Source organism: Gorillibacterium massiliense, assembly GCF_000455485.1.
Lineage (GTDB): Bacteria > Bacillota > Bacilli > Paenibacillales > NBRC-103111 > Gorillibacterium > Gorillibacterium massiliense.
Map to the genome: position 1 here is coordinate 1 of NZ_CBQR020000177.1, position 23,888 is coordinate 23,888.

Consider the following 23,888-nt stretch of genomic DNA (forward strand, 5'->3'; position numbering starts at 1 on the left):
TGTTCAGTTTTCAAAGGACCAAGTGTTGCGTTTTGAAGCTTTTCTTTCGTCGTTCGCTTTCAGCGGCGACTCAATTAATATATCACACTTCGTTAGTTCATTGCAAGCATTTTTTTTGGCTTCAATTGAAGTCGTTTATTAAATGCTGCATCCCCTTCGGAAGGGCGAATACTAAGATACCACAGGTTGTCGAAAGACGTCAACCCCAAAATGCTAGATTTCATCTGACTCTCGCAGAAGCCCTTCTCACACAGGGCTTGTCTCATTTATCACGAGCCCGGTTTCGGGCATACCGGGATATATCCTTAGGCGAAGCCAGTCTCGCATACATGCGGAAGACAACTCTATACCTTTGCTCGATGGCGTTTTTCACATCCCTATTTAACTGCTCATCCTTTAGATCAAAGGACATTTCATCTAACTCTTTTCGCAGCAAATAATCCAGTTCTCTACATTCCCTCTCGTTGAACAAAAACCCGAGCATCCCGACATACCCCTTCCGACATGATCCGTAAATCTGCCGTAAATAGACAGCCTTATAGTTATGCTCATTTATTTCCATTTTTAACACCGTAGGCGATTCGAAAAAAGGCTAACTTTGATGCGAAAACGATTCATATCCGTCCCGGACAAACCATACACATAAATCAAACAAGCCCCCACAGGCGCTCCGGGAGGTACATTCCAATGAACAGTTTTTATGTATTCAACGGTAAAAAGCTCAAACAGCTCTTCATCGTTATGGTCACACTCGTATTTGCCGCCGGAATCATTTACTCGGAAAAAGAAAACCTGTCGGTGTTTGATCAAAAAGAACCCGCCGCCGTTTTTAATGTGAAGACAGACAAAAAGATGATTGCCCTTACCTTTGATATCAGCTGGGGTGAAAAACGTCCGGAGCAAATTGCCGACGTCTTAAAGAAAAAGGGCGTGGCGGACGCAACTTTCTTCCTCTCCTCTGCATGGAGCGAAAGCCACCCCAAGGTGGTAGAAAAGCTGGTCAAAGACGGCTTTGAAATAGGCAGTCATGGCCATAAACACGAGAACTACAGTAAACTAAAACCAAATGAAGTTCGGGAGCAGATCGTCACCGCTCACCGCATTTTAACGGATCTAACAAAAAAAGCACCCACGCTCATCCGGCTGCCAAACGGAGACTTCAACAAAGAAGTACTCCAAACAGCAAATGAACTCGGGTACTCGGTTATCCAATGGGATACAGACTCTCATGACTGGGAAAATCCCGGCGTCGATACCATCGTCAATCGAGTGTTAAGCGGCGCTCATCCTGGGGACATTGTCCTTTTGCATGCCAGTGATACTTGCCAGCAAACGGATGAAGCACTGCCCATCATTATCGATAAGCTCCGGGCACAAGGGTATGATTTCGTTAGCGTATCGGAGCTGCTTAATCAAGCCCATGTCCAGCAGCGGGAAGTTCAAGATCAATAATGGCCTTCGTTTGATTCAAGAAGCCTTCGGCGTTTGCAGCGCCGGGGCTTTTCCTCTGGTTGGAGTCAATTTATGCAGGAGCAGAATCTGCCATCCATTGCAAACGAGAAGAATCGATAGCATCAGCAGTTGGGAAGGTACGCTCGAAACGCGCAGAGCCGGCACCGCTTCAAGAATTGTTACGGCAAACATGAAAAATAAGGTTGGGATAAATGCGTTGCGATTGGTTTGTTTTACTTTCACATAACAGACTGCGAGAGCAACGACAAGGACAGCAATGGGCAATATAACGGTATATAGCGGCTTTTCCTCATCCTTAAACGAGATTAAGCGCACATAAACGACATCGACGGCGACGACAATGGTGACGAATAGCTGCACGATTTCCCAGACCCATTTTCGCCGAAAAATACTCATCATCAGGTACCGGATGATCTGATAAGCAAAGAAGCCCATTTGACTGAATATGCCGATGAGCGCACCGCTCACGAATACGAAGGAAACGTTCAATAAGTTAAAGCCAGGCTTCATGTCCTCGATCAAGCTAAAATGTGGATAACCGGCCAGAACCAGCAAACCGAAGACACCGCCTGAAATAAGACCAAAGGCAAGTGTTGACCAAAACCAGTAAGTCAGCTTTTTCATTGTCATAATGGCAATCCTCCCGACCGATTCCAGTTTTGCAGATAAATTGTACCAACGTTCTCAAGAAAAAGCGAATCAACCGGAAATAATGTGCCGCGGAGAGAGCATACTAAGAGCAACTCTCCATGGAAAGGGGCCCTAACCCTCATGTCTAAAATCGGTTGGGCGGCAGGCAGCATCGCAGCACTCCTACTCACGACCTCTTGCGGTATGTCGGGCGGGTCCAGCGGCTCGTCGGGACAGAGCTATAAAGACACCAAAACGATTGTTCTGGATGTACTAAAGTCGGAAGAAGCTCAGGACACGATTAAAACAGCTATAAACAAAGGGATGGATAAAACAACCAAGCTTCTGTCAACCGGCGAAGGGATACAAATGCAGGTTGCGGTGAAAGAGATTTTAACAGGCTCCGATGGATCCAAGTTGATTGAAAAGACGATGAAGGACCCGAAATTTGCCAGCGATTTCGCAAAAGCGCTGAGCAAAGATAACGAGAAGCTTCAGAAGCAGTTGATCAAGGATCCCGAATACCAGAAGTCCATGCTGGATTTGATGAAATCCGGCCAGTACCAAGCCGTCGTTTTAAATGCGATGAAGGGTCCGGAGTATCGCCTGATGGTGATGGACCTTATGAAGGAATCCCTGCAAAGTCCCCTCTTCCGATCCCAGTTAATGGAGCTAATGTCCAAAGCCGTCGAAGAACAAACCAAACCGAAGGCGGCCGGACAAGTATCCGGGGAACAGAAAGGTCAAGAATCCTCCGATAAGTCCCAAGACGAGGAGAAGGGATCTGGGCAGGAAAGCGAAAGCGGCCAGGATCAAGGTGGCGGTGGCGGAAGCAGCGGACAGTAAATGATCACAGCAAAATAATAAACCGGTCTTCACGGGCGAACCCCATTGAAGACCGGTTTGCTTTTTCTAGAATCAGGCAAGTTTCTCAACGATCCGGGCTGCCACTTCTTGATACATGAGCCCGGTTTGCGTATCCGCTTTATAAACAGAAGGTGAATAATCCGGCTCAGCTGCATGATTGTCCGGGGCCCCTAACGGAATTTGCGCAAGCAGCTCAGCATGAAGCTCCTCCGCCAGCTTCGCGCCTCCCCCCCGTCCGAACACATACTCGTTTTCTCCCAAACGGTTGGTGTAATAAGCCATATTTTCAACGATGCCGAGGATTTCATGTCCGGTTTGCTGGGCCATCGCTCCAGCTCGCGCGGCGACAAAGGCGGCAGTAGCATGAGGGGTCGTGACGATGATCTCCTTGCTCGCCGGAATCATCTGGTGAACGTCGAGTGCGACATCCCCCGTTCCCGGGGGCAAGTCCAGAAGCAGATAGTCCAATTCGCCCCAGTCTACTTCCGTCAGAAAGTTCTTGAGCATTTTGCCCAGCATCGGCCCCCGCCAAATGATCGGGGCGTTGTCCTGTACAAAAAAGCCCATGGACATGACTTTTACGCCGAATTTTTCCACTGGAAGGATCTTGTCTCCTTCGGTTTGAGGATTTTCTTCGATCCCCATCATATCCGGTACGCTGAAGCCATAGATGTCGGCATCAATAATGCCCACCCGCTTGCCTTGACGGGCTAAGGCGACGGCCAGATTGACAGTTACGGTTGATTTGCCTACCCCGCCCTTGCCACTGGCTATCGCAATATAATGGGTCAACCCCGCTCCTGATGGAGAAGTTGCGGGTGTTCTCCCTGCCGCTGCAGCCCCTTGGCTGCCATCCTTCTGACCGGATACAGCGCCAGCTGCCGAACCCTCCCCGTTTTGTCCGACGGATCGTTGCAAATCGTTCCATTCGTATTCCGTAATCATCCGGAAGCGAAGATTGACCGTCTCCACTCCGATGCGCGCCAAAGCCTCTTTAACATCGTGTTCATATTGCTGTTTCGTATGCTCATCCTCGGTCGTCAGCACAAAGGTCAAATTTACTCGGTCATCCTTCGGCATAATGTCGCGGACAAGACGAAGCTCGACGACAGACTTATGAAATTCCCCATCGTAAATGGATGCCAACGCTTCTAATACCTGCTCTTTTGATACCATGACAGCACCTCGTTCGATATTTGCGGCGACTATGGAACCGTACTCATAAGTATAGCACACAGCCCCATTCGCTGGACATTATTCGGACGGGTCGGTCGGAGTGGACGGATCTGTGTTCGCATTAGCATCAGGCAGCTTCTCTCCCGAGTAATATTTAAGGATACCATGATAGATGGCAGCCGCCACTTTTTTCTGGTAAGAAGGCTGGTTCAAGAGCCGCGCTTCATCGGGATTGGACAAAAATCCGACTTCTACAAGGACGGCTGGGATACTCGTATTTTTCAGCAGATACACCTTCTTGTCCATCGGTTTGGCGAGCCTGTCCGTATTCTCCAAATTGCGTTTGATTTCGGACTGGATAAAAGTCCCCAACCTGACGTTCTCCGGATTGTTATCTTTGTAATAAAACGTTTGCGCGCCTCGCCAACGAGGGGAAGGAATACTGTTCATATGAATGCTGATTAAACTGTCCGCCTTGCGGTCCTGTACGAATTGCACTCGGTTATGCAAATCCTCCGTTTTTCGTTTACGGATTCGCTTCGTATCTTCTCCCGCCAAATCCTCATCCACTTCCCTCGTCATCACAACGACTGCTCCCGCCTGCTGCAGGTAATCACGCAAGTACAAGGAAATGGACAAGTTAAGATCTTTTTCAATGATGCCGTCATTGCTCACCGCGCCGCCGTCGATCCCGCCGTGGCCGGCATCGATGGCAATGGTTTTACCGGTTAAGGGCATCGTCCAATACGTCCAGGTTTGGGACGAGGGCAATTGAAAGGTATAGATGAAAACCAGCAGCAGGACGAGAACCGAAGCCATGGCAATTTTCAATCCGCCATGGAAGGTCATCCAGACTACGATTCGTTTGCGAAATTTGCGCATAAAAAATCCACCCCATCCCCGTGCGAGGTGCGCCAGCCGTCAAGCGCAGACGCACCTCGCAAATGATTCCTCACATCTATATGGGACAAGGCGGACAAATATGCCTTATAGCTTCTTATTTGATTTGCTCGCTCATTCCGTCAATCAGCACTTTCGCTACTTCTGGTCGGGTGAACTCCACCGGCGGGCAGATTCCGTCCCGCAGCAAGCCCCGTACTTTTGTGCCTGACAGGGTCAAGTGATCGGCGCTGTCGTGAGGACAGGTTTTACTGGAGGCCATGTTGCCGCACTTTTTACAGAAAAAGCTGTGTTCGAAGAACAGCGGTGTAATGCCCAATTCCTCGGCCGTAAACTCGCGGAAGATCTCCTGCGCTTCATACGTGCCGTAGTAATCGCCGACACCGGCATGGTCACGGCCGACGATAAAGTGGGTACAGCCGTAATTTTTCCGCACCATGGCATGGAAAATCGCTTCTCTTGGTCCCGCATACCGCATCGCAGCCGGGAAAACGCCAAGAAATACCCGGTCTTGCGGGTAATAATTTTCAAGGAGGACGAGATAGCTGCGCATCCGCACATCGGCGGAAATGTCGTCAGATTTGGTCTCCCCTACCAACGGATTCAGGAACAAGCCGTCGACGATTTCCATTGCACTTTTCTGGATGTATTCATGGGCGCGATGGACCGGGTTTCGGGTTTGGAAACCAACCACACGCTTCCAGCCTTTTGCGGCGAACTGAGCGCGAGTTTCAACCGGATCAAAGTAAAACTCTTGAAATTTATCCGGAACCGGACGATTCAATACCGTCACAGGACCCCCAACATAAGTGTCAGGCCGCTCCAAAAGCTTCTGTACACCAGGATGGGCTGTATCAGTCGTACGGAATACTTTAGCCGCTTCCAATTGCTGATCGGCTTTATAGATGCTCCTAACCTCAAGGATCGCGTAGAGCACACCATCCTCTGCACCTTGCAAGGCCACTTGTTGGCCTGTACGCAGCTTACTCGCCTGATCGGAATTAACCGCAAGGGTAATGGGAATGCTCCACACCGTACCGTCGGCAAGACGCATGCGATCAACGACAGATCGGTAATCCGCTTCCTCTAAAAAGCCATTCAGCGGAGAGAACGCTCCGACCGCGATCAAATCCAAATCGGAGACGGTCCATTTGTTGATCGCGATTTTATCCAGCCCTTCCGCCTGCTTGAGAAAACGTTCCCGATCTTCTGCGCTCGCCAAACGGTTAATCAAAACGCCTCCGTGAGGCTTGATGGTTTCTTCCGCTTTTACCGGTTGCTCCTGCTCCGTAACTCCTGCCATTTATCTAACCTCCGCATGCTTATCTTATTTGTGCAGACCGCACTCGGTTTTCTCAAAACCTGACCAACGCCCAGCCCGCGGATCTTCTCCCGGGAGCACTTGGCGAGTGCATTTTTCGCAGCCAATGCTAGGATAGTGTTGATCATGCAAAGGATTATAGATAATGCCCTCTTTGCGGATGTAATTCCAAACATCCTCGGAAGTCCAATCGGCCAGCGGGTTGAACTTCACCAAGCCGAACTTGGCGTCATACTCCACTTTCTTGGCGTTAGCTCTTGTAGGAGCCTGATCGCGGCGAATACCGGTAATCCAAGCATCATACTTAGATAGAATCCGGGTGAGCGGTTCTACTTTCCGCAGATTACAGCATTGGTTCGGTTCTACCGACCAAAGGGCTTCACCGTATTTTTCCGCCTGCTCTTCCAGGGTCAATTGCGATTTCACTTGAACGAATTTCAAACCATAGTGCTGTTCAAGCCGGTCTCGAGTTTCGTAAGTTTCTTTAAAATGCAGATCCGTATCCAGATAAAAAATATCGGTAGCCGGAGCAACCTTATGCAAAAGATCAACCAGCACCACATCTTCTGAGCCAAAACTGCAAGCCAAAGTCAAGCTCGGAAACATTTTTACCGCTGCGGCGATGACATCCTCCGCCTTTTTGTGCTCCAGATCTTCTGCAGCCTCGCGAATCCATTGTTCTTTTTCCAGCAGGTTCATGGTCTCCTCCTTATGCTTACAAAACATTATTCATACTATTTCGGTAGGAATTATCTTATATCCATTATAGAAGAATGTATTGGTTTGTCAACTGTAAAATCTGTGTTTCTTTTTCATTCCTTCTATCATTTTATTGAGTTATGTATGGGGATGTGCCCATTTTGGGGAAATGTCACTTAGAACATTATTTATGGTATATTTAGGAATATGCACAATTCGAACGGAGCGATTAAATGAGTTTAATAAATGCGCCCCTTAAAGGCGACTCAGTAGAACCCAACCCCCGAAAACATAGAGGATGGATTGTGGGTGCCGTCATTTTTGCAGTCTTCTGCATTGGTGTCTTGATATTAATTGTGATGCCATCAGAAAAGCCGACTACCTCAGAAATCCTCGCGGATAGCTATGATACCTTAATATCCCATTATAAATCATTAACCGAACTTCAGCAGGATGACTTCTGGAAAAATGCGCAAGGTGAAACTGTCACATGGAGCGGGAAAGTAGATGAGGTTCGAAAAGGCGAGATCTTGGTCGAAACAAAAAGTGGGAACCGTTTCAAGGCATATTTTACGAATCAAGACGATGAGTTGTTGAAAATAGATAAAGGTGATGATATTACATTGCGGGGAGAACTCTTTCAAAGAGCCAACCTTATTCATAATTGGGGAATACGGAACGTAGAGATCGTTAACTAACATAAAAAAAGCCTCTGGCTGATAAGGCCAGAGGCTTTTGTCCTTGTTGAACAAGGATTAACGTTTCGAGAATTGAGGAGCGCGACGAGCAGCTTTCAAGCCGTATTTTTTCCGTTCCTTCATCCGTGGGTCACGGGTCAGGAAGCCGGCTTTTTTCAAAGACGGACGGAATTCAGGATCGGCTTTCAGCAGAGCGCGGGAAATGCCGTGACGGATTGCTCCAGCTTGACCAGAGATACCGCCGCCGTTAGCGATAACGAGCACGTCGTATTTGCCAAGCGTGTCAGTCAGGTTAAGCGGCTGTTTTACGATGAGTTTCAGCGTTTCAAGACCGAAATATTCGTCCAGATTGCGCTTATTGATTACGATACGTCCTTCACCCGGAACAAGGCGCACACGCGCTACCGAGTGTTTACGACGACCGGTCCCATAGTATTGTACTTGTGCCATGAAACTGTCCTCCCTTTATTATCCGCGAAGTTCGTAAACTTCTGGTTTTTGTGCGGCGTGCGTATGTTCGCTGCCTGCAAATACTTTAAGCTTCGTCTTCATGCTGTCGCCAAGACGGGTCTTCGGAAGCATACCGTGAACAGCCAGCTCGATCATACGTTCCGGCTTGTTCTTCAGCATTTCCTCTGCAGGTGTAACTTTCAAACCGCCCGGATACATGGAGTGACGGTAGTACATTTTCTTTTGAAGTTTCTTGCCGGTCAAAACGACCTTGCTGGCGTTAATGATGATGACGAAATCACCGGTGTCGACATGCGGAGTAAACTCCGGTTTGTGCTTGCCGCGGATCAAACTTGCAGCTTCGCTTGCCAGACGCCCCAGGGTTTTGCCTTCAGCATCAATAACGTACCATTTGCGCTCAACTTCATTCGGTTTCGCCATATATGTGGTACTCATTTGCGTGTCCTCCTAAACTTCATAAAGATCCATTGAAATCTTCAGCTTGGTAAAAGTGAGCGGCTATTTCGACTCGGGGCGTGGGAGGCCAGTCGAAACACCAGCATTTATCATACCGCATTTCGCATAAATAATCAAGAAGAAATCATGAATAAAATGTGATGCCGGGCAAGTCATATTGTACATCCCATAACATCAATCCATGAGCCTCAGCTGTCGGTCCTGCCTTCTGCCTACTCATTGCAGCCAAAATAGCGGGAATCTCTTCCGCTTTGCGCTTTCCTTCTCCAACCTGAAGAAGCGTTCCTACAATAATCCGCACCATATTATGCAAAAAATCGTTTCCGGTAATATAGATCCGGATCACACCTGCCTCGCCATACCAGTCTGGGGGCGAGGGTTCGAACTCAAGTCGTGCCTCCATGATGGTGCGCACATGTGATCCTTTCGCGCTTTTGACGGAACAGAAAGAGGTGAAATCATGGGTGCATTCGAAATACTTCAGCGCTGTTCTCATCGCCTCTATGTCGAGTCTCAGCGGATGGTGAAACCGGTAGCCGCGCTCAAACACATCGGGAAACTTCGTGCGCTGAATAGTATATTGGTAAGTCTTCTGTAACGCGTGCCGACGAGCATGGAAGCCATCCGGCACCACAGCCGCGCGAAGGACGACGATATCCTTCGGTAACCGGGTATTCATCGCAAGAGAAAACCGTTCGACTGAGATTTGCGCATCCGTATAAAAGTTGACCATCTGAGCCTGAGCATGAACGCCCGCGTCAGTCCGGCCCGAACCGTATACTTTAACGACTTCTCCTGTCAGCTCGAAGATCGCTTTCTCCAGCATGTCCTGAATGGTGTTGCCAAAGGGCTGGGACTGAAAGCCGTTGTAGCTGCTTCCGTCATAGCTCACAACAAACGCTAAATTGCGCACTTGATATCCCCAACCTTTATTAAGGCCGTAGACCATTAACGGCCTAACCTCGCAAAAACACTTTTTGGGTATAAAAAAAGGGCTTCAGCAGAACCTTGACGGTTCTGTCCACCCTTTCCCCTTTTAAACCTTAAGCCCGGTCTACCAGTTCCAGATAAACCATAGGAGCTCCGTCTCCACGACGGGGTCCCAGCTTCAAAATACGAGTGTAGCCACCCGGACGATCCGCATAGCGCTTTGCCAGTTCGGAAAAGAGCTTTTGGATGGCGTCTTGGTTTTCGTCAGCCGCTTCACGACGAACAAATGCTGCTACTTGACGACGAGCGTGCAGGTCACCGCGCTTTGCAAGCGTGATGAGTTTTTCAGCGATGGAACGAACTTCCTTCGCCTTCGCTTCAGTCGTTTGGATGCGTTCCTGTATGAACAAGTCGGTTACCAGGTCACGGAACAATGCTTTCCGAGCGCTGGCGTCACGACCCAACTTTTGGTATGCCATGGTGTTCCCTCCTTCTTTAGGCGATGATTATTCTTCCATACGAAGGCCCAGGCCCAGCTCTTCGAGCTTCTCCTGAACTTCTTCCAGGGATTTGCGACCCAGATTCCGCACCTTCATCATGTCTTCTTCGGTTTTGGTGATCAATTCCTGAACGGTATTGATACCCGCACGCTTCAGACAGTTGTAGGAACGAACGGAAAGATCCAACTCTTCGATGGTCATTTCCAGGACTTTTTCTTTCTTGTCCTCTTCCTTCTCCACCATAATCTCAGCATCTTTCGCTTCATCGGTCAGACCGACAAATAGATAGAGATGCTCTGTGAGAATTTTGGCGCCAAGACTTACTGCTTCTTCCGGACGAATGCTGCCGTCCGTCCACACTTCCAGCGTGAGCTTGTCATAGTTCGTAACTTGCCCAACACGGGTGTTTTCCACGGAATAATTAACGTGCGTAATCGGCGTAAAAATAGAATCAATCGGAATGACGCCAATCGGCTGATCTTCCCGTTTGTTCTTGTCGGCTTGCACGTAACCGCGGCCCCTATTGGCATGGATACGCATGTGAACGCGGGCATCCGGGGAAAGCGTAGCGATATGAAGGTCAGGGTTCAAGATTTCCACGTCGCTGTCCGCACGAATGTCACCGGCCGAAATCCGGCCTTCACCTTCGGCGTCGATTTCCAGAATCTTTTCTTCGTCGGAATGAATCTTTAACGATAGTCCCTTAAGATTAAGGATAATCTCCGTTACATCCTCCATAACACCCGGGATCGTCGAAAATTCGTGGAGAACTCCGTCGATCTGCACGGACGAAACAGCGGCTCCAGGCAGCGAGGAAAGAAGAATACGCCGCAGGGAATTACCCAGCGTCGTGCCATAGCCGCGTTCCAGCGGCTCTACAACAAATTTGCCGTAGTTGCCTTCCTCGTTAACCGTCACGGTTTCTATTTTTGGCTTTTCGATCTCTATCATTAAAATGAACCCTCCTTCGAAACGTCGTTTCCTCGGGATTACCTAACGGATAATAACCTGGCAGTATGTCTATCCTCCTACACCATTATTAACCGGCAGAGGATAAATATACTACCCCGCGACTGGATTAGACGCGGCGACGTTTCGGAGGACGGCAGCCGTTATGAGGAACCGGAGTTACGTCTTTGATCATGTTCACTTCAAGACCAGCGGCTTGAAGGGAGCGGATAGCGGACTCGCGGCCAGCACCCGGACCTTTGACCATAACTTCTACAGTCTTCATGCCGTGATCCATTGCGGCTTTTGCAGCAGTTTCTGCGGCCATTTGAGCAGCGTAAGGCGTGCTTTTCCGCGATCCTTTAAAACCCAGGTTACCGGAGCTTGCCCAGGAAATTGCATTTCCGTGGGGATCCGTGATGGTAACGATGGTGTTGTTAAAAGTGGAGCGGATGTGGGCCACTCCGGATTCAATATTCTTCCGGTCACGACGTTTCGTGCGGGCAATTTTAGCTTTTGGTTTTGCCATTAGTGGTTTCCCCCCTTATTACTTCTTCTTGTTCGCTACAGTACGGCGCGGACCTTTGCGCGTACGAGCGTTAGTTTTGGTGCGTTGTCCACGAACCGGCAGACCGCGACGGTGACGAATGCCGCGATAGGATCCGATTTCGATCAGACGCTTAATGTTCAAAGAGATTTCGCGGCGAAGATCGCCTTCTACTTTGACATTCTTATCGATTGCTTCCCGCAGACGGCTAACTTCATCCTCGGTCAGATCGCGAACGCGAGTTTCCGGGCTGATTTCAGCAATACCGAGAATTTTTTGGGAAGTGGTCTTGCCAATGCCGAAGATATACGTCAAGGCGATTTCCACTCGTTTGTCACGGGGCAAGTCAACTCCAGCTATACGAGCCATTCAGGGCTGCACCTCCTTATCCTTGTTTTTGTTTGTGTTTCGGGTTTTCGCAAATCACCATGACGTTGCCTTTACGCTTGATGACTTTGCATTTTTCACAAATCGGTTTAACCGAAGGTCTTACTTTCATCGTGGTTTACCTCCCTCAAGAGCTTTCTGTCGGAAAGCTGTTCGCAATTTCATACGCTTCGCTTTCCGTTCTGGAAAGCTTGTTACTAAGGTCTGCACCGTCAGCGGCAGTATCGAGACTTCCCCGAAGGAAAGCGTAATATTCTTTATCGCTTACTTGTACCGGTAAGTGATGCGTCCACGCGTCAGATCGTAGGGTGAAAGTTCTACCGTCACCTTATCTCCAGGCAGAATGCGGATAAAGTGCATCCGGATTTTGCCGGAAACGTGGGCCAGGATTTTGTGTCCGTTCTCCAGTTCCACTTTGAACATGGCATTCGGCAAAGGCTCGATTACCGTGCCTTCCACTTCAATAACGTCTTCTTTGGCCACAGTCATTCTCCTTTCTGCTCAGCTTCAGCTTCACAGTCTTCTCTGAATTTGTTCAGGGAAAACCGCAGTTTTCCATTCGTGACACGTCCCGTGTCCCGCAGGCTGTCGGCGACTTCGCGGCTAATCGCATCCTGAAGTTGAACGTGAAGGATATTCTTGCGCTTCGGTTGGTCAAACTTTCGTTTGTCTCCGTCTGCAATCAGAATAAATCTTTCATCAACAACTCCAATAATGACGGCTAGCTTTTCGGTGTCGCGGCCACGCAGGATCCGCACGATTTGTCCCAGTTGAGGCTTTCGCGTTTCCACTTGATTCACCCGGCTTTCGTCAGGATCTCATACCCGTCTGCGGTTACCGCGACAGTATGTTCAAAGTGGGCGCAGAGAGAACCGTCCACCGTCACTACCGTCCAGTTATCGGACAAAGTGCGGACATAACGTTCACCCAGATTCACCATCGGCTCGATGGCCAGCACCATGCCTGGCTTCAAACGAGGGCCCCGTTCAGACGGACCGTAGTTCGGGATTTGCGGCTCCTCATGGAGCTCGGTCCCGACACCATGACCGACATATTCACGAACGATGGACATCCCTTCATTTTCCGCACAGACCTGAACCGCATGGGAGATTGTAAAGAGACGAGCATCCGGTTTAACTTCCGCAATCCCTGCGTAGAGGGATCGTTCCGTCACGTCCAAGAGCCGCTGCGCCTCTGGAGAAATCTTCCCTACTCCATATGTCCAAGCCGAATCGCCGTGATACCCCTTATATTGGGCGCCGATGTCGAGGCTGATCACATCGCCTTCCATCAGCTTTCGTTCGCCGGGAATGCCATGCACCAATTCATTGTTGACTGAAGCGCAAATACTGGCAGGAAAACCGTTGTAGCCTTTAAAAGACGGCACAGCACCCTGTTTGCGAATGAACTCTTCCGCCAATCGGTCTAACTCTTTTGTGGTGATGCCTGGTTGAATGAGTGGAGCCAACATGCGGTGCGTTTCAGCAACAATGCGTCCCGCTACCCGCATGAGGTCCAGTTCAGCCGCGGATTTACAGATAATCATTACTTCAGACCTCGCAGAATCGAATTGATCTCTGCTGTCACTGTGTTGATTTCCTGTTCTCCGTTCACCTTCCGCAAAATGCCCTGACGATCATAGTAGTCAAGGAGCGGAGCCGTTTTGTTGATGTACTCATCTAAACGGGTACCTACCTTTTCTTCTGTATCGTCAGATCGTTGATACAATTCTCCGCCGCACTTGTCGCAAACATTCTCCTTCGCAGGAGGATTGAAGACGACATGATAGGTAGAGCCGCAGGATTTGCAGATTCTTCTGCCCGTCAGACGGGCAAGCAAGAAACTGCGATCCACCTGCAGGTCAATGACGGCATCGATCTTGGTTCCCATCGATTCCAGGATGGCATCAAGGGATTCGGCTTGCGATATGGTCCGGGGGAAACCGTCCAACATGAATCCCTGGGCGCAATCCGCCTGATGCAATCTTTCGCGGACGATACCGACCGTGATCTCATCCGGAACGAGTAGTCCTTGATCTACAAACTTTTTCGCTTCCACGCCGAGGGGAGTACCCTCTTTCATGGCTGCGCGAAAAGCGTCTCCCGTGGAAATATGCGGGATATGGAATTCGCTCACGATCCGTTCCGCTTGCGTTCCTTTCCCCGCTCCAGGAGGTCCCATAAATATGATATTCACTTCTCTGCTACCTCCCCCGAGAGCATCAACAGAAGCAGACTACGCGGCTTACTTGTTGATAAACCCTTTGTAGTGGCGCTTGATCAGCTGGCTTTCGATGGTCTTCATCGTTTCCAGACCAACCCCGATTACGATCAGGATGGAGGTACCACCGATTTTCAAGCTCTGCGGCAAACCGAGTGCATCGGTGAAGATAAGCGGCAAAACTGAAATGGCAGCGAGGAAGAGCGCACCGGCTAACGTGATGCGAGTCATCACGCGGGTCAGGTAGACCTGCGTCGTTTTTCCAGGACGAATGCCCGGAATATATCCGCCATTCTTCTTCATTTGCTCGGCCATTTGCTGCGGGTTGATCTGCACGAAAGTGTAGAAGAACGTAAAGCCGAGAATCAGAAGAACGTAAAGCGTAATGCCAATGCCTGAAGCGTGCTGAATCGTAATGTTATTCATGATCCAGTCGGCAAATGCATGCCCACGCCAGAATTGGGCGATCGTCGCCGGGAACATCAGCAAGGATACTGCGAAGATGACCGGAATAACGCCAGCTGCATTAACCTTCATCGGAATGTGAGTCGATTGTCCGCCGTACATTTTACGTCCGACTACGCGTTTGGCATACTGCACGGGAATCTTGCGAATCCCTTGCTGGATGAAGATAACGCCAGCCACGATCAAAATGATAACGACAAACAGCAGAACGGCTTTTACGATGTTCAGGAACAGCGCGTCCCCGCCATCCAAAAACCATTGCTGGAACAATTGACGCACACCGGTAGGAATGGCAGCGACGATACCGGCGAAGATCAGGATGGAAATCCCGTTGCCGATGCCTTTTTCATTGATTTGCTCACCGAGCCACATCAGGAATGCCGTACCTGCCGTCAAAACGACCGCAATCAGCATGTATGTGGTGAAGCTCGCGTCAATGACAACACCGTTCAGAAGATTGTTAAATCCAACAGCATAGCCAAAACCTTGGACCAAGCCAAGAACGACCGTGCCGTAACGAGTAAATTGAGCCAGTTTCTTCCGTCCGGACTCCCCTTCTTTTGCCCATTGAGCAAAAGTCGGGATGACATCCATGGACAGCAGCTGCACGATGATCGAAGCTGTAATGTAAGGCATGATCCCCATGGCAAACACGGAGAAGCGGAACAACGCTCCGCCCGAGAAGGTGTTCATCAAGCCGAATACACTGCTGCTCTGCTCATCGAGTCTGCTCAATACATCGGTATCAATATTGGTGACGGGAATGAAGTTACCGATGCGGTAGACGATCAGGATCAAAAGAGTGAAAATGATCTTTTTCCGGAGATCCTCTACGCGCATAATGTTGGATAATGTTTTAAACATTAAATCACCTCGGTTTGACCGCCGGCAGATTGGATTTTTTCAATCGCACTCTGAGAGAACTTGTTCGCCTTAACCGTCAGTTTAACCGTAAGTTCCCCATTGCCCAAAATTTTGATGCCATCTTTAACGTCTTTGATTACGCCGGTCTCTACCAATACGATCGGAGTAATCTCCGTTCCTTCTTCAAAACGATTCAGATCGTCCAGGTTGACAATTGCGTATTCCTTGCGGTTTACGTTTTTGAAGCCGCGCTTAGGCAAACGTCGGAACAACGGATTTTGGCCGCCTTCGAAGCCGGGACGTACACCGCCGCCGGAACGGGCTTTTTGGCCTTTATGACCTTTGCCCGACGTTTTACCTGTGCCGCTACCGATACCCCGGCCCACACGTTTACGAGCACTAGTGGAACCTGGTGCAGGAGTCAACTCATGAATTTTCATCGCTCACGCACCTCCTTGTTAGTCTGTTAGATACTTGTATTATCCGCGAAGCTTGACGCTTCGGCAAGCTTATTGTTGAAGACAGAAGCTTACGCTTCGATTTCCTTGACTTCCACCAGGTGGCTCACTTGGTTGATCATACCGCGAATCGCGGCATTGTCTTGGTGAACAACAGTTTGGTGCATTTTGCGAAGTCCCAGCGTATTCACGGTTACACGTTGTTTTTCCGGGCGTCCGATCAAGCTGCGTGTGAGGGTGATCTCCAGTTGTTTCGCCATAGTTTCCCCCTCCTTAACCCTTGAGTTCTTCGACGGTTTTGCCGCGAAGTTTGGCCACTTCTTCCACTCTCTTCAAGCGCTGAAGACCTTCCAGCGTAGCGTTAACCACGTTGATAGCGTTGGAAGAACCGAGGGATTTCGTGAGAATGTCGCCTACGCCAGCCAGTTCCAATACGGCGCGAACCGGGCCGCCGGCGATAACTCCGGTACCTTCGGATGCCGGTTTCAGAAGCACTCGGCCTGCGCCGAAGCGTCCGATAACCAGGTGAGGAATGGTGGTCCCGACGATCGGAACGTGCACCAGGTTTTTCTTGGCATCTTCGATGCCTTTCTTGATCGCATCGCCAACTTCGGAAGCTTTGCCGATCCCGGCTCCAACCCAGCCATTCCCGTCGCCAACGACGACGAGTGCGCTAAAGCTGAAACGGCGTCCGCCTTTGACAACCTTCGCTACGCGATTGATGTGGACGGTTTTGTCTTTCAAATCTAAACTATTCGGATCTACACGCAAGTCATTAACCTCCTTATAGGCAAAATGGATCAGAATTCGAGTCCGGCTTCACGGGCTGCATCAGCCAGCGCTTGCACGCGGCCATGATACAGGTATCCTCCACGGTCGAAAACGACCTTTTCGATGCCTTTCTCTTTTGCGCGCTTCGCGATCAGCTCGCCAACAAGCTTAGCTGCATCCATGTTGCCGCCATTGCCGGCTTCAGTCAATTCTTTATCTTGGGTCGACGCAGCTGCAAGGGTTACGCCTTGGCTATCGTCGATGATTTGAGCATACATATGTTTGGAAGAGCGGTAGATGCTCAACCGAGGACGTGCAGCGGTTCCTTCAATCTTTTTACGCACACGCAAGTGACGTTTCAGACGGGCTGCATTTTTGTCGCCTTTTGTAATCATGGAATGGTTCACTCCTTTCGTTCAAGACGATTACTTGCTTACTTCTTCTTACCAGCTTTGCCTTCTTTACGCAGAATGCGTTCGCCTTCGTACTTGATGCCTTTGCCTTTGTAAGGTTCAGGTTCACGAACGGAGCGGACCTTAGCTGCAGTAGCGCCGACACGTTCTTTGTCGATGCCTCTAACCGTAATTTTGTTTTGTGCGGGAACTTCGAACTCGATGCCGGCTTCCGGTACGATTTCAACCGGGTGGGAGTAGCCCACGTTCAGCACCAGTTTGTCGCCATTCTTGTTGGCACGGTAACCGACGCCAACCAATTCTAGGTTTTTGCTGAAGCCTTCCGTGACTCCGCTCACCATATTCGCAACCACGCTCCGGGTCGTTCCGTGCAGGGAGCGGTGAAGCTTGTTGTCAGATGGACGCTCTACCGTAATGGCATCGCCTTCCACATTGACTTTCATATCTTTATGCAGTTCACGGGACAAGGTACCCTTCGGGCCCTTCACCGTAATGACTGTATTTTCCATCGTTACCGATACTCCGTTCGGAACTGCGATGGGTTTACGACCAATTCGGGACATGTTTACACCTCCATTCGTTCACGTTAGCGGATTACCAAACGTAGCAAATAACTTCTCCGCCGGACTTTGTTTGACGGGCTTCTTTATCAGTCATGACGCCTTTGGACGTCGAGATGATGGCGATACCCAGTCCGCCCAGCACGCGTGGAACCTCTTGGCTCTTCGCGTAAACGCGCAAGCCTGGCTTGCTGATTCTTTTCAGACCGGAAATGACGCGCTCGTTGCTAGCGCCATATTTCAGGAACAGACGGATGATGCCGTGCTTGTTGTCCTGAACATATTCCGCGTCACGAATGAAACCTTCACGCTTCAGGATTTCAGCGATTTCGCGCTTGATCTTGGAAGCCGGAATTTCAACCGTCTCATGACGGACAATATTGGCATTACGGATACGCGTAAGCATATCGGCAATTGGATCAGACATTACCATTGTGTGCGAACCTCCTTCCCGAAAGCGGGGTGATTACCAACTGGCTTTGCGTACGCCAGGGATTTGGCCTTTGTAAGCTAATTCACGGAAACAGATACGGCAAATCTTGAACTTGCGCAAAACGGAGTGCGGTCTTCCGCAGCGTTCGCAGCGAGTGTAAGCTTGCACTTTGAACTTCGGCGGGCGTTGTTGCTTGATTTTCATCGAAGTTTTTGCCACTCGATTACACCTCCATTGTCTGGATTACTTAACGAACGGCATCCCGAGTTGAGTAAGCAGTTCGCGGGACTCTTCGTCCGATTTTGCAGTAGTAACGATTACGACGTCCATACCGCGGATTTTATCAATCTTATCATAATCAATTTCAGGGAAGATCAATTGTTCTTTGAGGCCCAAGGTGTAGTTTCCGCGGCCGTCAAAAGCCTTAGAGGAAACACCGCGGAAGTCGCGAACCCGTGGCAGCGCTACATTGAACAATTTGTCCAGGAAGTAGTACATCCGGTCGCCGCGCAGGGTAACTTTAACGCCGATCGGCATGCCTTCGCGGAGTTTGAAACCAGCGATGGATTTCTTCGCCTTGGTGATAACCGGCTTTTGACCAGCGATCAGTTGCAGTTCTTCAACAGCAGCGTCCAGCACTTTGGAATTGGCAACAGCGTCGCCTACGCCCATGTTGATAACCACTTTTTCCAACTTCGGAACTTGCATCACGGTTGTATAGTTGAACTTCTGCATCAGGGCAGGAGTGATTTCGTTCAGAAAACGTTCCTTCATTCTTGCAGCCATGTTACGTTAGCCTCCTTTCCGACTTTTGCTTAGTCGATTACTTCTCCGGATTTTTTAGCAATCCGGACTTTTGTGCCATTTTCCAGAACCTTGTAGCCGATGCGGGTAGGTTTACCCGTTTTCGGATCGGCCAGCATGACGTTGGAAACGTGAATCGGCGCTTCCTGAGTGATGATGCCGCCTTGCGGGTTCTTTTGGGAAGGCTTGGCGTGCTTCTTCACCATGTTGACACCTTCGACCAGAACGCGGTTTTCACGAGGATAAGCCGCCAGAATCCGGCCCTTCTTGCCTTTATCTTTACCGGTAATGACGAATACCGTGTCGTCTTTCTTCACGTGGAGCTTGTTGCTGTGAGACTCCAGTCTTTTCTTTGGTTTAGGCATGTTCTTTACACCTCCTAAGTGGCGATTGTGTTCGTCGTCCCCTCATTAGATGACTTCAGGAGCCAGGGAAACGATTTTCATGAAGTCGCGGTCGCGAAGTTCGCGGGCTACCGGCCCGAAGATACGCGTTCCGCGTGGGCTCTTGTCATCTTTAACAATAACCGCTGCATTTTCATCGAAAGTGATGTAGGATCCGTCCTTACGGCGCGCACCGCGACGGGTACGAACGATAACCGCTTTGACTACATCGCCTTTCTTGACAACGCCACCTGGTGTTGCTTCTTTCACGGAGCAGATGATCATGTCGCCGATGTGTCCAACGCGACGGCCGGTGCCGCCCAATACGCGGATGCACATCAGTTGTTTAGCGCCCGAGTTGTCGGCAACGCTCAAACGTGTAAAAGGTTGAATCACGGGAATACCCTCCTTTCGGCTTCAGTCTTTTTAGATGATAACCGCTTTTTCTACGACTTCGACCAGTCTCCAGCGCTTGTCTTTGGACAGCGGGCGGGTTTCCATGATCTTCACCGTGTCGCCGATTTTGGCTTCGTTGTTCTCATCGTGTGCTTTGAATTTCTTCGTATATTTGATCCGTTTGTGGTACAAATCATGCTTCTTGTAGGTTTCAACGGCGACGACGATGGTTTTTTCCATCTTATCGCTTACGACCTTGCCGATCTGCACTTTACGATCATTGCGCTCTGCCATCTTTCATCCTCCTCTCTAACTATAGGACGGATTAACCGATCCCGAGTTCCCTTTCACGCAAAATGGTTTTAGCCCGCGCGATTTCTTTGCGCACATTGCGGATTTGGGTTGGATTGTCCAGTTGGCCGGTGGCCAGTTGAAAACGGAGGTTAAACAGCTCTTCCTTGAAACCGGCGATTTTCTGCTCGATTTCGGCAGTGGTCAAGTTCCGGAATTCGCTACCCTTCATTCTGCTTCACCACCCAGTTCTTCACGTTTTACAAATTTCGTTTTGATCGGCAGTTTGTGAGCAGCAAGACGCATTGCTTCGCGTGCAACTTCTTCACTTACGCCGGCCAGTTCAAACAGAATCTTGCCCGGTTTAACAACAGCAACCCACTTCTCGACGTTACCTTTACCGCTACCCATCCGGACTTCAAGCGGCTTTTGCGTAATCGGCTTGGAGGGGAAAATTTTGATCCATACTTTACCGCCCCGTTTGATGTAACGGGTCATCGCAATACGGGCTGCTTCGATTTGGCGGTTGGTTACCCATGCCGGCTCGAGAGCTTTCAGGCCGTATTCGCCGAAGGACACTTCCGTGCCGCCTTTGGCGTTGCCTTTCATCGTTCCGCGGTGTTCTTTGCGGTGTTTGACGCGCTTAGGTACTAACATGATCAGTTTCCTCCTTCCTGAACAGCTTTCTTCTTAGCCGTAGGAAGCACCTCTCCACGGTAGATCCATACTTTCACGCCGATCCGTCCGTAGGTGGTATGAGCTTCGGCGGTTCCGTAATCGATGTCGGCACGCAGTGTGTGCAGCGGTACGGTGCCTTCGCTGTAGCCTTCTGTACGGGCAATTTCCGCGCCGCCCAGACGACCGCTAACCGAAGTCTTGATTCCTTTGGCTCCCGATCTCATCGTCCGTTGCAGCGCTTGTTTCATCGCACGGCGGAACGATACGCGGCGTTCGAGCTGTTGAGCAATGCTTTCGGCTACGAGAATCGCGTCAAGTTCAGGGTTCTTGATTTCAGAGATGTTGATGTGCACTTTCTTGTTCGTCAGCTTGGTCAGGTAGCCACGGATGTTTTCAACTTCCGCTCCGCCTTTACCAATTACCATACCGGGCTTAGCCGTGTGAATGGTGACGTTCACGCGGTTGGCCGCGCGTTCGATATCGATATGGGAAACTGAAGAATCCTTCAGCTTGCCTTTCAAGTACTCACGGATTTTTACGTCTTCCATCAGCAGGGTGCCGAAATCTTTACCGGCGTACCACTTGGATTCCCAATCACGGATGATGCCGACACGAAGACCGATCGGACTTACTTTTTGACCCACACGTTGTCCCTCCTTATTTTTCAGATACCGCCAACGTAATGTGGCTGGTGCGTTTGTTGATGCGGCTTGCGCGGCCCATGGCGCGCGGGCGGAACCGTTTGATCGTCGGGCCTTGGGTTACAAAAGCCTGGGTGACGACCAGCTTGTTCGGATCCAGCGAGTAGTTGTGCTCGGCATTAGCGACAGCCGAGTTCAGCAGCTTCTCAACGATAGGGGAAGCAGCCTTAGGCGTGTGGCGCAGGATGGCGATCGCCTCGCCGACTTGCTTGCCGCGGATCAAGTCCATAACCAGCTGTACCTTACGAGGAGCGATGCGAATGTATCTTGCGTATGCAGTAGCTTGCATGGGATTACCTCCTCTCAAACATATCTCTTCCCGGCAGCGGGAACCTTTTTCCGATCAATTAGCGCTTGCCGGTTTTCTTATCGTCTGCCGTGTGACCTTTGTAAGTGCGGGTTGGCGCGAATTCGCCCAACTTGTGACCTACCATATCTTCCGTTACATATACCGGCACGTGCTTTCTGCCGTCATATACCGCAAAGGTTTGGCCGACGAACTGCGGGAAAATGGTGGAGCGGCGAGACCAGGTTTTGATAACAACCTTTTTGCTGGAGCTTGCGGCTTCTTCCACTTTCTTGAACAGGTAGTTGTCCACAAAAGGACCCTTTTTCAAACTGCGACCCATGGATGATCCTCCCTTCAACCGGTTTTATCTCAGGCGATCTTATTTCGTGCGGCGGCGAACAATGTACTTGTTCGAAGCTTTGTTTTTCTTGCGGGTTTTGTAGCCCAGGGTCGGTTTGCCCCAAGGAGACATAGGAGACTTGCGGCCGATCGGAGCGCGGCCTTCGCCACCGCCGTGCGGGTGATCCACAGGGTTCATGACGACACCGCGGACTTCCGGACGTTTGCCCATGTGACGGGCGCGGCCAGCTTTACCGATTTTGACCAACTCGTGGTCTTCGTTGCCAACGGAACCGATGGTTGCGCGGCAGCCTTTCAATACGCGGCGAACTTCGCCGGAAGAAAGACGGATCGTTACATAAGCTTCTTCTTTACCGAGCAGTTGAGCTTCCGTACCGGCTGCGCGAACCATTTGGCCGCCTTTACCAGGTTTCAGCTCGATGTTGTGGATAACCGTACCGACTGGAATGTTTTCCAAAGGCAAGGCGTTCCCAATCTTGATGTCGGAATCCGCACCGGATGTGATCACGTCGTTCACTTTCAAGCCTTTCGGAGCGATGATGTAGCGTTTCTCTCCATCAGCGTAGTGAATCAGCGCGATGTTAGCGGAACGGTTCGGATCATACTCGACAGTAGCAACGCGACCTGGTATTCCATCCTTGGTCCGTTTGAAGTCGATGATCCGGTATTTACGCTTATGACCGCCGCCTTGGTGGCGAGTCGTAATTTTCCCCTGGTTGTTGCGGCCTGCTTTGTTAAACAAAGGCGCAAGCAGAGATTTCTCCGGCGTTGATGTGGTGATTTCCTCAAACGTGGAAACGGACATCGAACGGCGGGCCGGGGAGGTCGGTTTGTATTTTTTTACTGGCACTTGGATTCCCTCCTCACTTTAAAAAATTTAACTTATACCGTTTCAAAGAACTCCAGTTCCTTGCTGTCCGGATGAAGGGAAACGATGGCTTTCTTCCATTCCGGCCTGAAACCGGAGTAGCGGCCGTAGCGTTTCGGCTTCGCGGGCATTCTCAAGGTATTAACGCCGACAACCTTCACTTTGAAGATTTGCTCGACGGCTTGTTTGATTTCAGTCTTGCTTGCGCGGATGTCTACTTCGAAAACATATTTCTTGGCAGCCATCAGATCGCTGGTACGTTCCGTAATAACCGGGCGCTTAATCAAATCGCGTGGGTTTTTCATTACGCAAGCACCTCCTCTACCTTCGATACTGCGTCCTTGGTGATGATCAACTTATCATGAAGCAATACGTCCAACACGTTCAATCCTTCAGCGCTAACGAACTTAACGCCTGGCAGATTGCGGGCGGACAGAGCCACATTTTCGTTGTACTCGCCAGTGACAAGCAAAGCACGGCTTTCGACTTTCAAGTTCTTCAAAAGGGCAACGACATCTTTCGTCTTCGGAGCTGCATAGTTCAGCTGATCCAGTACGAGAATATCGTTATCGATCACTTTGGAAGACAGAGCGGATTTAATGGCCAAACGACGGACTTTCTTCGGCAGCTTGTAAGCATAGCTGCGGGGAGTCGGTCCGAATACGATGCCGCCACCTTTCCACTGGGGAGCACGGATGCTGCCTTGACGGGCACGTCCGGTTCCTTTTTGTTTCCAAGGCTTACGACCGCCGCCGCGAACTTCCGAGCGACCTTTCGTTTTGTGCGTTCCTGCGCGCAGGGAAGCCTGCTGCATAACGACTGCCGAGTGTAGCACGTGCACGTTAGGCTCGATACCGAAAACAGCTTCGGAAAGCTCGATTTCGCCTACTTCCGAACCGTTGACGCTATAAACTGCAACTTTAGGCATGGA

Annotated in this window: 41 protein-coding genes; 3 read left to right on the top strand and 38 right to left on the bottom strand. The window is 50.2% G+C overall.

Features of this window, described 5'->3' with window-relative positions:
• Positions 1–262 precede the first annotated feature (262 nt).
• Positions 263–484: a hypothetical protein gene (locus TJ79_RS25090; RefSeq protein ID WP_040953091.1), complete on the bottom strand. Its 222-nt coding sequence runs from the start codon at positions 482–484 to the stop codon at positions 263–265.
• Between the two features lie 203 nt (positions 485–687).
• On the opposite strand from TJ79_RS25090, the gene pdaB reads away from it, so the two are divergent.
• On the top strand, positions 688–1,452 hold the full coding sequence (gene pdaB, locus TJ79_RS25095) for a polysaccharide deacetylase family sporulation protein PdaB (RefSeq protein WP_040953092.1): 765 nt from the start codon (positions 688–690) through the stop codon (positions 1,450–1,452).
• A gap of 15 nt (positions 1,453–1,467) precedes the next feature.
• On the opposite strand, the gene TJ79_RS25100 is transcribed toward pdaB, so the two are convergent.
• A complete protein-coding gene (locus TJ79_RS25100; RefSeq protein ID WP_052340010.1) occupies positions 1,468–2,103 on the bottom strand; it encodes a KinB-signaling pathway activation protein in 636 nt (211 codons plus the stop codon).
• A gap of 141 nt (positions 2,104–2,244) precedes the next feature.
• Between TJ79_RS25100 and gerD the strand changes: the two genes are divergently transcribed.
• Positions 2,245–2,949, top strand: coding sequence for a spore germination lipoprotein GerD (gerD, locus tag TJ79_RS25105; RefSeq protein WP_040953093.1), 705 nt, complete (start codon positions 2,245–2,247; stop codon positions 2,947–2,949).
• 72 nt (positions 2,950–3,021) lie between these two features.
• Here the strand turns inward: gerD and TJ79_RS25110 are convergent, their stop codons facing one another.
• From TJ79_RS25110 to TJ79_RS25125, 4 genes are all read right to left on the bottom strand, one after another.
• Positions 3,022–4,146, bottom strand: a complete 1,125-nt coding sequence (locus tag TJ79_RS25110; RefSeq protein WP_040953094.1) for an Mrp/NBP35 family ATP-binding protein — start codon at positions 4,144–4,146, stop codon at positions 3,022–3,024.
• A gap of 78 nt (positions 4,147–4,224) precedes the next feature.
• Positions 4,225–5,028, bottom strand: a complete 804-nt coding sequence (cwlD, locus tag TJ79_RS25115) for an N-acetylmuramoyl-L-alanine amidase CwlD (RefSeq protein ID WP_052340012.1) — start codon at positions 5,026–5,028, stop codon at positions 4,225–4,227.
• A 115-nt stretch (positions 5,029–5,143) separates the two neighbouring features.
• Positions 5,144–6,349 carry a sulfate adenylyltransferase gene (sat, locus tag TJ79_RS25120; protein ID WP_052340014.1) on the bottom strand — a complete coding sequence of 402 codons (1,206 nt, stop codon included), beginning with the start codon at positions 6,347–6,349 and terminating at the stop codon, positions 5,144–5,146.
• Between the two features lie 24 nt (positions 6,350–6,373).
• Positions 6,374–7,066, bottom strand: coding sequence for a phosphoadenylyl-sulfate reductase (locus TJ79_RS25125; protein WP_040953095.1), 693 nt, complete (start codon positions 7,064–7,066; stop codon positions 6,374–6,376).
• 233 nt (positions 7,067–7,299) lie between these two features.
• Between TJ79_RS25125 and TJ79_RS25130 the strand changes: the two genes are divergently transcribed.
• Positions 7,300–7,764 carry a hypothetical protein gene (locus tag TJ79_RS25130; RefSeq protein WP_040953096.1) on the top strand — a complete coding sequence of 155 codons (465 nt, stop codon included), beginning with the start codon at positions 7,300–7,302 and terminating at the stop codon, positions 7,762–7,764.
• 57 nt (positions 7,765–7,821) lie between these two features.
• Here the strand turns inward: TJ79_RS25130 and rpsI are convergent, their stop codons facing one another.
• The 32 genes from rpsI to rplD all read right to left on the bottom strand — a co-directional run bounded on the left by rpsI (position 7,822) and on the right by rplD (position 23,885).
• Complete coding sequence (gene rpsI, locus TJ79_RS25135; protein ID WP_040953097.1) at positions 7,822–8,214, bottom strand: 30S ribosomal protein S9; 393 nt, start codon at positions 8,212–8,214, stop codon at positions 7,822–7,824.
• An 18-nt stretch (positions 8,215–8,232) separates the two neighbouring features.
• Entirely contained in the window at positions 8,233–8,670 is a 438-nt protein-coding gene (gene rplM / locus TJ79_RS25140; protein ID WP_040953098.1) for a 50S ribosomal protein L13, read from the bottom strand.
• 145 nt (positions 8,671–8,815) lie between these two features.
• The gene (gene truA / locus TJ79_RS25145; protein WP_040953167.1) at positions 8,816–9,604 is read right to left on the bottom strand and encodes a tRNA pseudouridine(38-40) synthase TruA; all 789 of its coding nucleotides are present in this window, start codon (positions 9,602–9,604) and stop codon (positions 8,816–8,818) included.
• A 130-nt stretch (positions 9,605–9,734) separates the two neighbouring features.
• Positions 9,735–10,100 carry a 50S ribosomal protein L17 gene (gene rplQ, locus TJ79_RS25150; protein WP_040953099.1) on the bottom strand — a complete coding sequence of 122 codons (366 nt, stop codon included), beginning with the start codon at positions 10,098–10,100 and terminating at the stop codon, positions 9,735–9,737.
• Between the two features lie 27 nt (positions 10,101–10,127).
• Positions 10,128–11,072, bottom strand: a complete 945-nt coding sequence (locus TJ79_RS25155; RefSeq protein ID WP_040953100.1) for a DNA-directed RNA polymerase subunit alpha — start codon at positions 11,070–11,072, stop codon at positions 10,128–10,130.
• Between the two features lie 127 nt (positions 11,073–11,199).
• Positions 11,200–11,598 carry a 30S ribosomal protein S11 gene (gene rpsK / locus TJ79_RS25160; RefSeq protein ID WP_040953101.1) on the bottom strand — a complete coding sequence of 133 codons (399 nt, stop codon included), beginning with the start codon at positions 11,596–11,598 and terminating at the stop codon, positions 11,200–11,202.
• An 18-nt stretch (positions 11,599–11,616) separates the two neighbouring features.
• A complete protein-coding gene (rpsM, locus tag TJ79_RS25165) occupies positions 11,617–11,985 on the bottom strand; it encodes a 30S ribosomal protein S13 (RefSeq protein WP_040953102.1) in 369 nt (122 codons plus the stop codon).
• Positions 11,986–12,001: 16 nt separating this feature from the next.
• Positions 12,002–12,115 carry a 50S ribosomal protein L36 gene (rpmJ, locus tag TJ79_RS25170; protein ID WP_023388342.1) on the bottom strand — a complete coding sequence of 38 codons (114 nt, stop codon included), beginning with the start codon at positions 12,113–12,115 and terminating at the stop codon, positions 12,002–12,004.
• A gap of 152 nt (positions 12,116–12,267) precedes the next feature.
• Entirely contained in the window at positions 12,268–12,486 is a 219-nt protein-coding gene (gene infA / locus TJ79_RS25175) for a translation initiation factor IF-1 (protein WP_010279644.1), read from the bottom strand.
• 2 nt (positions 12,487–12,488) lie between these two features.
• Entirely contained in the window at positions 12,489–12,794 is a 306-nt protein-coding gene (locus tag TJ79_RS25180; RefSeq protein ID WP_040953168.1) for a KOW domain-containing RNA-binding protein, read from the bottom strand.
• A gap of 5 nt (positions 12,795–12,799) precedes the next feature.
• Positions 12,800–13,549 (bottom strand): type I methionyl aminopeptidase, encoded by a 750-nt coding sequence (gene map, locus TJ79_RS25185; protein WP_040953103.1) that lies wholly within the window; start codon positions 13,547–13,549, stop codon positions 12,800–12,802.
• A complete protein-coding gene (locus TJ79_RS25190) occupies positions 13,549–14,199 on the bottom strand; it encodes an adenylate kinase (RefSeq protein WP_040953104.1) in 651 nt (216 codons plus the stop codon). Before TJ79_RS25190 ends, map begins: the two co-directional genes overlap by 1 nt.
• Positions 14,200–14,247: 48 nt before the next feature.
• The gene (secY, locus tag TJ79_RS25195; RefSeq protein WP_040953105.1) at positions 14,248–15,552 is read right to left on the bottom strand and encodes a preprotein translocase subunit SecY; all 1,305 of its coding nucleotides are present in this window, start codon (positions 15,550–15,552) and stop codon (positions 14,248–14,250) included.
• The gene (rplO, locus tag TJ79_RS25200) at positions 15,552–15,992 is read right to left on the bottom strand and encodes a 50S ribosomal protein L15 (protein WP_040953106.1); all 441 of its coding nucleotides are present in this window, start codon (positions 15,990–15,992) and stop codon (positions 15,552–15,554) included. The genes secY and rplO overlap by 1 nt, the downstream gene beginning before the upstream one ends.
• An 89-nt stretch (positions 15,993–16,081) precedes the next feature.
• The gene (rpmD, locus tag TJ79_RS25205) at positions 16,082–16,270 is read right to left on the bottom strand and encodes a 50S ribosomal protein L30 (RefSeq protein WP_040953107.1); all 189 of its coding nucleotides are present in this window, start codon (positions 16,268–16,270) and stop codon (positions 16,082–16,084) included.
• Positions 16,271–16,283: 13 nt separating this feature from the next.
• On the bottom strand, positions 16,284–16,781 hold the full coding sequence (gene rpsE, locus TJ79_RS25210; RefSeq protein ID WP_040953108.1) for a 30S ribosomal protein S5: 498 nt from the start codon (positions 16,779–16,781) through the stop codon (positions 16,284–16,286).
• Positions 16,782–16,810: 29 nt separating this feature from the next.
• Positions 16,811–17,176, bottom strand: a complete 366-nt coding sequence (gene rplR, locus TJ79_RS25215; RefSeq protein WP_040953109.1) for a 50S ribosomal protein L18 — start codon at positions 17,174–17,176, stop codon at positions 16,811–16,813.
• A 38-nt stretch (positions 17,177–17,214) separates the two neighbouring features.
• Positions 17,215–17,757, bottom strand: a complete 543-nt coding sequence (gene rplF / locus TJ79_RS25220; RefSeq protein WP_040953110.1) for a 50S ribosomal protein L6 — start codon at positions 17,755–17,757, stop codon at positions 17,215–17,217.
• Positions 17,758–17,788: 31 nt separating this feature from the next.
• The gene (rpsH, locus tag TJ79_RS25225) at positions 17,789–18,187 is read right to left on the bottom strand and encodes a 30S ribosomal protein S8 (RefSeq protein WP_040953111.1); all 399 of its coding nucleotides are present in this window, start codon (positions 18,185–18,187) and stop codon (positions 17,789–17,791) included.
• 33 nt (positions 18,188–18,220) lie between these two features.
• Complete coding sequence (locus TJ79_RS25230; protein WP_040953112.1) at positions 18,221–18,406, bottom strand: type Z 30S ribosomal protein S14; 186 nt, start codon at positions 18,404–18,406, stop codon at positions 18,221–18,223.
• Positions 18,407–18,430: 24 nt separating this feature from the next.
• Positions 18,431–18,973 carry a 50S ribosomal protein L5 gene (gene rplE, locus TJ79_RS25235; RefSeq protein WP_040953113.1) on the bottom strand — a complete coding sequence of 181 codons (543 nt, stop codon included), beginning with the start codon at positions 18,971–18,973 and terminating at the stop codon, positions 18,431–18,433.
• 29 nt (positions 18,974–19,002) lie between these two features.
• Positions 19,003–19,356: a 50S ribosomal protein L24 gene (gene rplX, locus TJ79_RS25240; protein WP_052340018.1), complete on the bottom strand. Its 354-nt coding sequence runs from the start codon at positions 19,354–19,356 to the stop codon at positions 19,003–19,005.
• A 45-nt stretch (positions 19,357–19,401) separates the two neighbouring features.
• Positions 19,402–19,770, bottom strand: a complete 369-nt coding sequence (gene rplN, locus TJ79_RS25245) for a 50S ribosomal protein L14 (RefSeq protein ID WP_040953114.1) — start codon at positions 19,768–19,770, stop codon at positions 19,402–19,404.
• 30 nt (positions 19,771–19,800) lie between these two features.
• Complete coding sequence (gene rpsQ / locus TJ79_RS25250) at positions 19,801–20,064, bottom strand: 30S ribosomal protein S17 (protein WP_040953115.1); 264 nt, start codon at positions 20,062–20,064, stop codon at positions 19,801–19,803.
• 31 nt (positions 20,065–20,095) lie between these two features.
• Entirely contained in the window at positions 20,096–20,293 is a 198-nt protein-coding gene (rpmC, locus tag TJ79_RS25255; protein ID WP_040953116.1) for a 50S ribosomal protein L29, read from the bottom strand.
• On the bottom strand, positions 20,290–20,718 hold the full coding sequence (rplP, locus tag TJ79_RS25260) for a 50S ribosomal protein L16 (protein ID WP_040953117.1): 429 nt from the start codon (positions 20,716–20,718) through the stop codon (positions 20,290–20,292). Before rplP ends, rpmC begins: the two co-directional genes overlap by 4 nt.
• A 2-nt stretch (positions 20,719–20,720) precedes the next feature.
• The gene (gene rpsC, locus TJ79_RS25265; RefSeq protein WP_040953118.1) at positions 20,721–21,383 is read right to left on the bottom strand and encodes a 30S ribosomal protein S3; all 663 of its coding nucleotides are present in this window, start codon (positions 21,381–21,383) and stop codon (positions 20,721–20,723) included.
• Positions 21,384–21,396: 13 nt separating this feature from the next.
• A complete protein-coding gene (gene rplV, locus TJ79_RS25270) occupies positions 21,397–21,729 on the bottom strand; it encodes a 50S ribosomal protein L22 (RefSeq protein ID WP_040953119.1) in 333 nt (110 codons plus the stop codon).
• A gap of 58 nt (positions 21,730–21,787) precedes the next feature.
• A complete protein-coding gene (gene rpsS / locus TJ79_RS25275; RefSeq protein WP_040953120.1) occupies positions 21,788–22,069 on the bottom strand; it encodes a 30S ribosomal protein S19 in 282 nt (93 codons plus the stop codon).
• Positions 22,070–22,108: 39 nt separating this feature from the next.
• Positions 22,109–22,939: a 50S ribosomal protein L2 gene (rplB, locus tag TJ79_RS25280; protein ID WP_040953121.1), complete on the bottom strand. Its 831-nt coding sequence runs from the start codon at positions 22,937–22,939 to the stop codon at positions 22,109–22,111.
• A 32-nt stretch (positions 22,940–22,971) separates the two neighbouring features.
• Entirely contained in the window at positions 22,972–23,262 is a 291-nt protein-coding gene (gene rplW / locus TJ79_RS25285) for a 50S ribosomal protein L23 (protein ID WP_040953122.1), read from the bottom strand.
• Positions 23,262–23,885: a 50S ribosomal protein L4 gene (gene rplD / locus TJ79_RS25290; RefSeq protein WP_040953123.1), complete on the bottom strand. Its 624-nt coding sequence runs from the start codon at positions 23,883–23,885 to the stop codon at positions 23,262–23,264. The genes rplW and rplD overlap by 1 nt, the downstream gene beginning before the upstream one ends.
• Between the last annotated feature and the right edge of the window lie 3 nt (positions 23,886–23,888).

Excerpts from the sequence above, each read along its gene's own strand:
- TJ79_RS25090 (WP_040953091.1), bottom strand. The coding sequence starts at position 484 with ATGCTCGGGTTTTTGTTCAACGAGAGGGAATGTAGAGAACTGGATTAT.
- pdaB (WP_040953092.1), top strand. The coding sequence starts at position 688 with ATGAACAGTTTTTATGTATTCAACGGTAAAAAGCTCAAACAGCTCTTC.
- TJ79_RS25100 (WP_052340010.1), bottom strand. The coding sequence starts at position 2,103 with ATGACAATGAAAAAGCTGACTTACTGGTTTTGGTCAACACTTGCCTTT.
- gerD (WP_040953093.1), top strand. The coding sequence starts at position 2,245 with ATGTCTAAAATCGGTTGGGCGGCAGGCAGCATCGCAGCACTCCTACTC.
- TJ79_RS25110 (WP_040953094.1), bottom strand. The coding sequence starts at position 4,146 with ATGGTATCAAAAGAGCAGGTATTAGAAGCGTTGGCATCCATTTACGAT.
- cwlD (WP_052340012.1), bottom strand. The coding sequence starts at position 5,028 with ATGCGCAAATTTCGCAAACGAATCGTAGTCTGGATGACCTTCCATGGC.
- sat (WP_052340014.1), bottom strand. The coding sequence starts at position 6,349 with ATGGCAGGAGTTACGGAGCAGGAGCAACCGGTAAAAGCGGAAGAAACC.
- TJ79_RS25125 (WP_040953095.1), bottom strand. The coding sequence starts at position 7,066 with ATGAACCTGCTGGAAAAAGAACAATGGATTCGCGAGGCTGCAGAAGAT.
- TJ79_RS25130 (WP_040953096.1), top strand. The coding sequence starts at position 7,300 with ATGAGTTTAATAAATGCGCCCCTTAAAGGCGACTCAGTAGAACCCAAC.
- rpsI (WP_040953097.1), bottom strand. The coding sequence starts at position 8,214 with ATGGCACAAGTACAATACTATGGGACCGGTCGTCGTAAACACTCGGTA.
- rplM (WP_040953098.1), bottom strand. The coding sequence starts at position 8,670 with ATGAGTACCACATATATGGCGAAACCGAATGAAGTTGAGCGCAAATGG.
- rplQ (WP_040953099.1), bottom strand. The coding sequence starts at position 10,100 with ATGGCATACCAAAAGTTGGGTCGTGACGCCAGCGCTCGGAAAGCATTG.
- TJ79_RS25155 (WP_040953100.1), bottom strand. The coding sequence starts at position 11,072 with ATGATAGAGATCGAAAAGCCAAAAATAGAAACCGTGACGGTTAACGAG.
- rpsK (WP_040953101.1), bottom strand. The coding sequence starts at position 11,598 with ATGGCAAAACCAAAAGCTAAAATTGCCCGCACGAAACGTCGTGACCGG.
- rpsM (WP_040953102.1), bottom strand. The coding sequence starts at position 11,985 with ATGGCTCGTATAGCTGGAGTTGACTTGCCCCGTGACAAACGAGTGGAA.
- rpmJ (WP_023388342.1), bottom strand. The coding sequence starts at position 12,115 with ATGAAAGTAAGACCTTCGGTTAAACCGATTTGTGAAAAATGCAAAGTC.
- map (WP_040953103.1), bottom strand. The coding sequence starts at position 13,549 with ATGATTATCTGTAAATCCGCGGCTGAACTGGACCTCATGCGGGTAGCG.
- secY (WP_040953105.1), bottom strand. The coding sequence starts at position 15,552 with ATGTTTAAAACATTATCCAACATTATGCGCGTAGAGGATCTCCGGAAA.
- rplO (WP_040953106.1), bottom strand. The coding sequence starts at position 15,992 with ATGAAAATTCATGAGTTGACTCCTGCACCAGGTTCCACTAGTGCTCGT.
- rpmD (WP_040953107.1), bottom strand. The coding sequence starts at position 16,270 with ATGGCGAAACAACTGGAGATCACCCTCACACGCAGCTTGATCGGACGC.
- rplR (WP_040953109.1), bottom strand. The coding sequence starts at position 17,176 with ATGATTACAAAAGGCGACAAAAATGCAGCCCGTCTGAAACGTCACTTG.
- rplF (WP_040953110.1), bottom strand. The coding sequence starts at position 17,757 with ATGTCCCGAATTGGTCGTAAACCCATCGCAGTTCCGAACGGAGTATCG.
- rpsH (WP_040953111.1), bottom strand. The coding sequence starts at position 18,187 with ATGGTAATGTCTGATCCAATTGCCGATATGCTTACGCGTATCCGTAAT.
- rplE (WP_040953113.1), bottom strand. The coding sequence starts at position 18,973 with ATGGCTGCAAGAATGAAGGAACGTTTTCTGAACGAAATCACTCCTGCC.
- rplX (WP_052340018.1), bottom strand. The coding sequence starts at position 19,356 with ATGCCTAAACCAAAGAAAAGACTGGAGTCTCACAGCAACAAGCTCCAC.
- rpsQ (WP_040953115.1), bottom strand. The coding sequence starts at position 20,064 with ATGGCAGAGCGCAATGATCGTAAAGTGCAGATCGGCAAGGTCGTAAGC.
- rpmC (WP_040953116.1), bottom strand. The coding sequence starts at position 20,293 with ATGAAGGGTAGCGAATTCCGGAACTTGACCACTGCCGAAATCGAGCAG.
- rplP (WP_040953117.1), bottom strand. The coding sequence starts at position 20,718 with ATGTTAGTACCTAAGCGCGTCAAACACCGCAAAGAACACCGCGGAACG.
- rplV (WP_040953119.1), bottom strand. The coding sequence starts at position 21,729 with ATGCAAGCTACTGCATACGCAAGATACATTCGCATCGCTCCTCGTAAG.
- rpsS (WP_040953120.1), bottom strand. The coding sequence starts at position 22,069 with ATGGGTCGCAGTTTGAAAAAGGGTCCTTTTGTGGACAACTACCTGTTC.
- rplW (WP_040953122.1), bottom strand. The coding sequence starts at position 23,262 with ATGAAAAACCCACGCGATTTGATTAAGCGCCCGGTTATTACGGAACGT.
- rplD (WP_040953123.1), bottom strand. The coding sequence starts at position 23,885 with ATGCCTAAAGTTGCAGTTTATAGCGTCAACGGTTCGGAAGTAGGCGAA.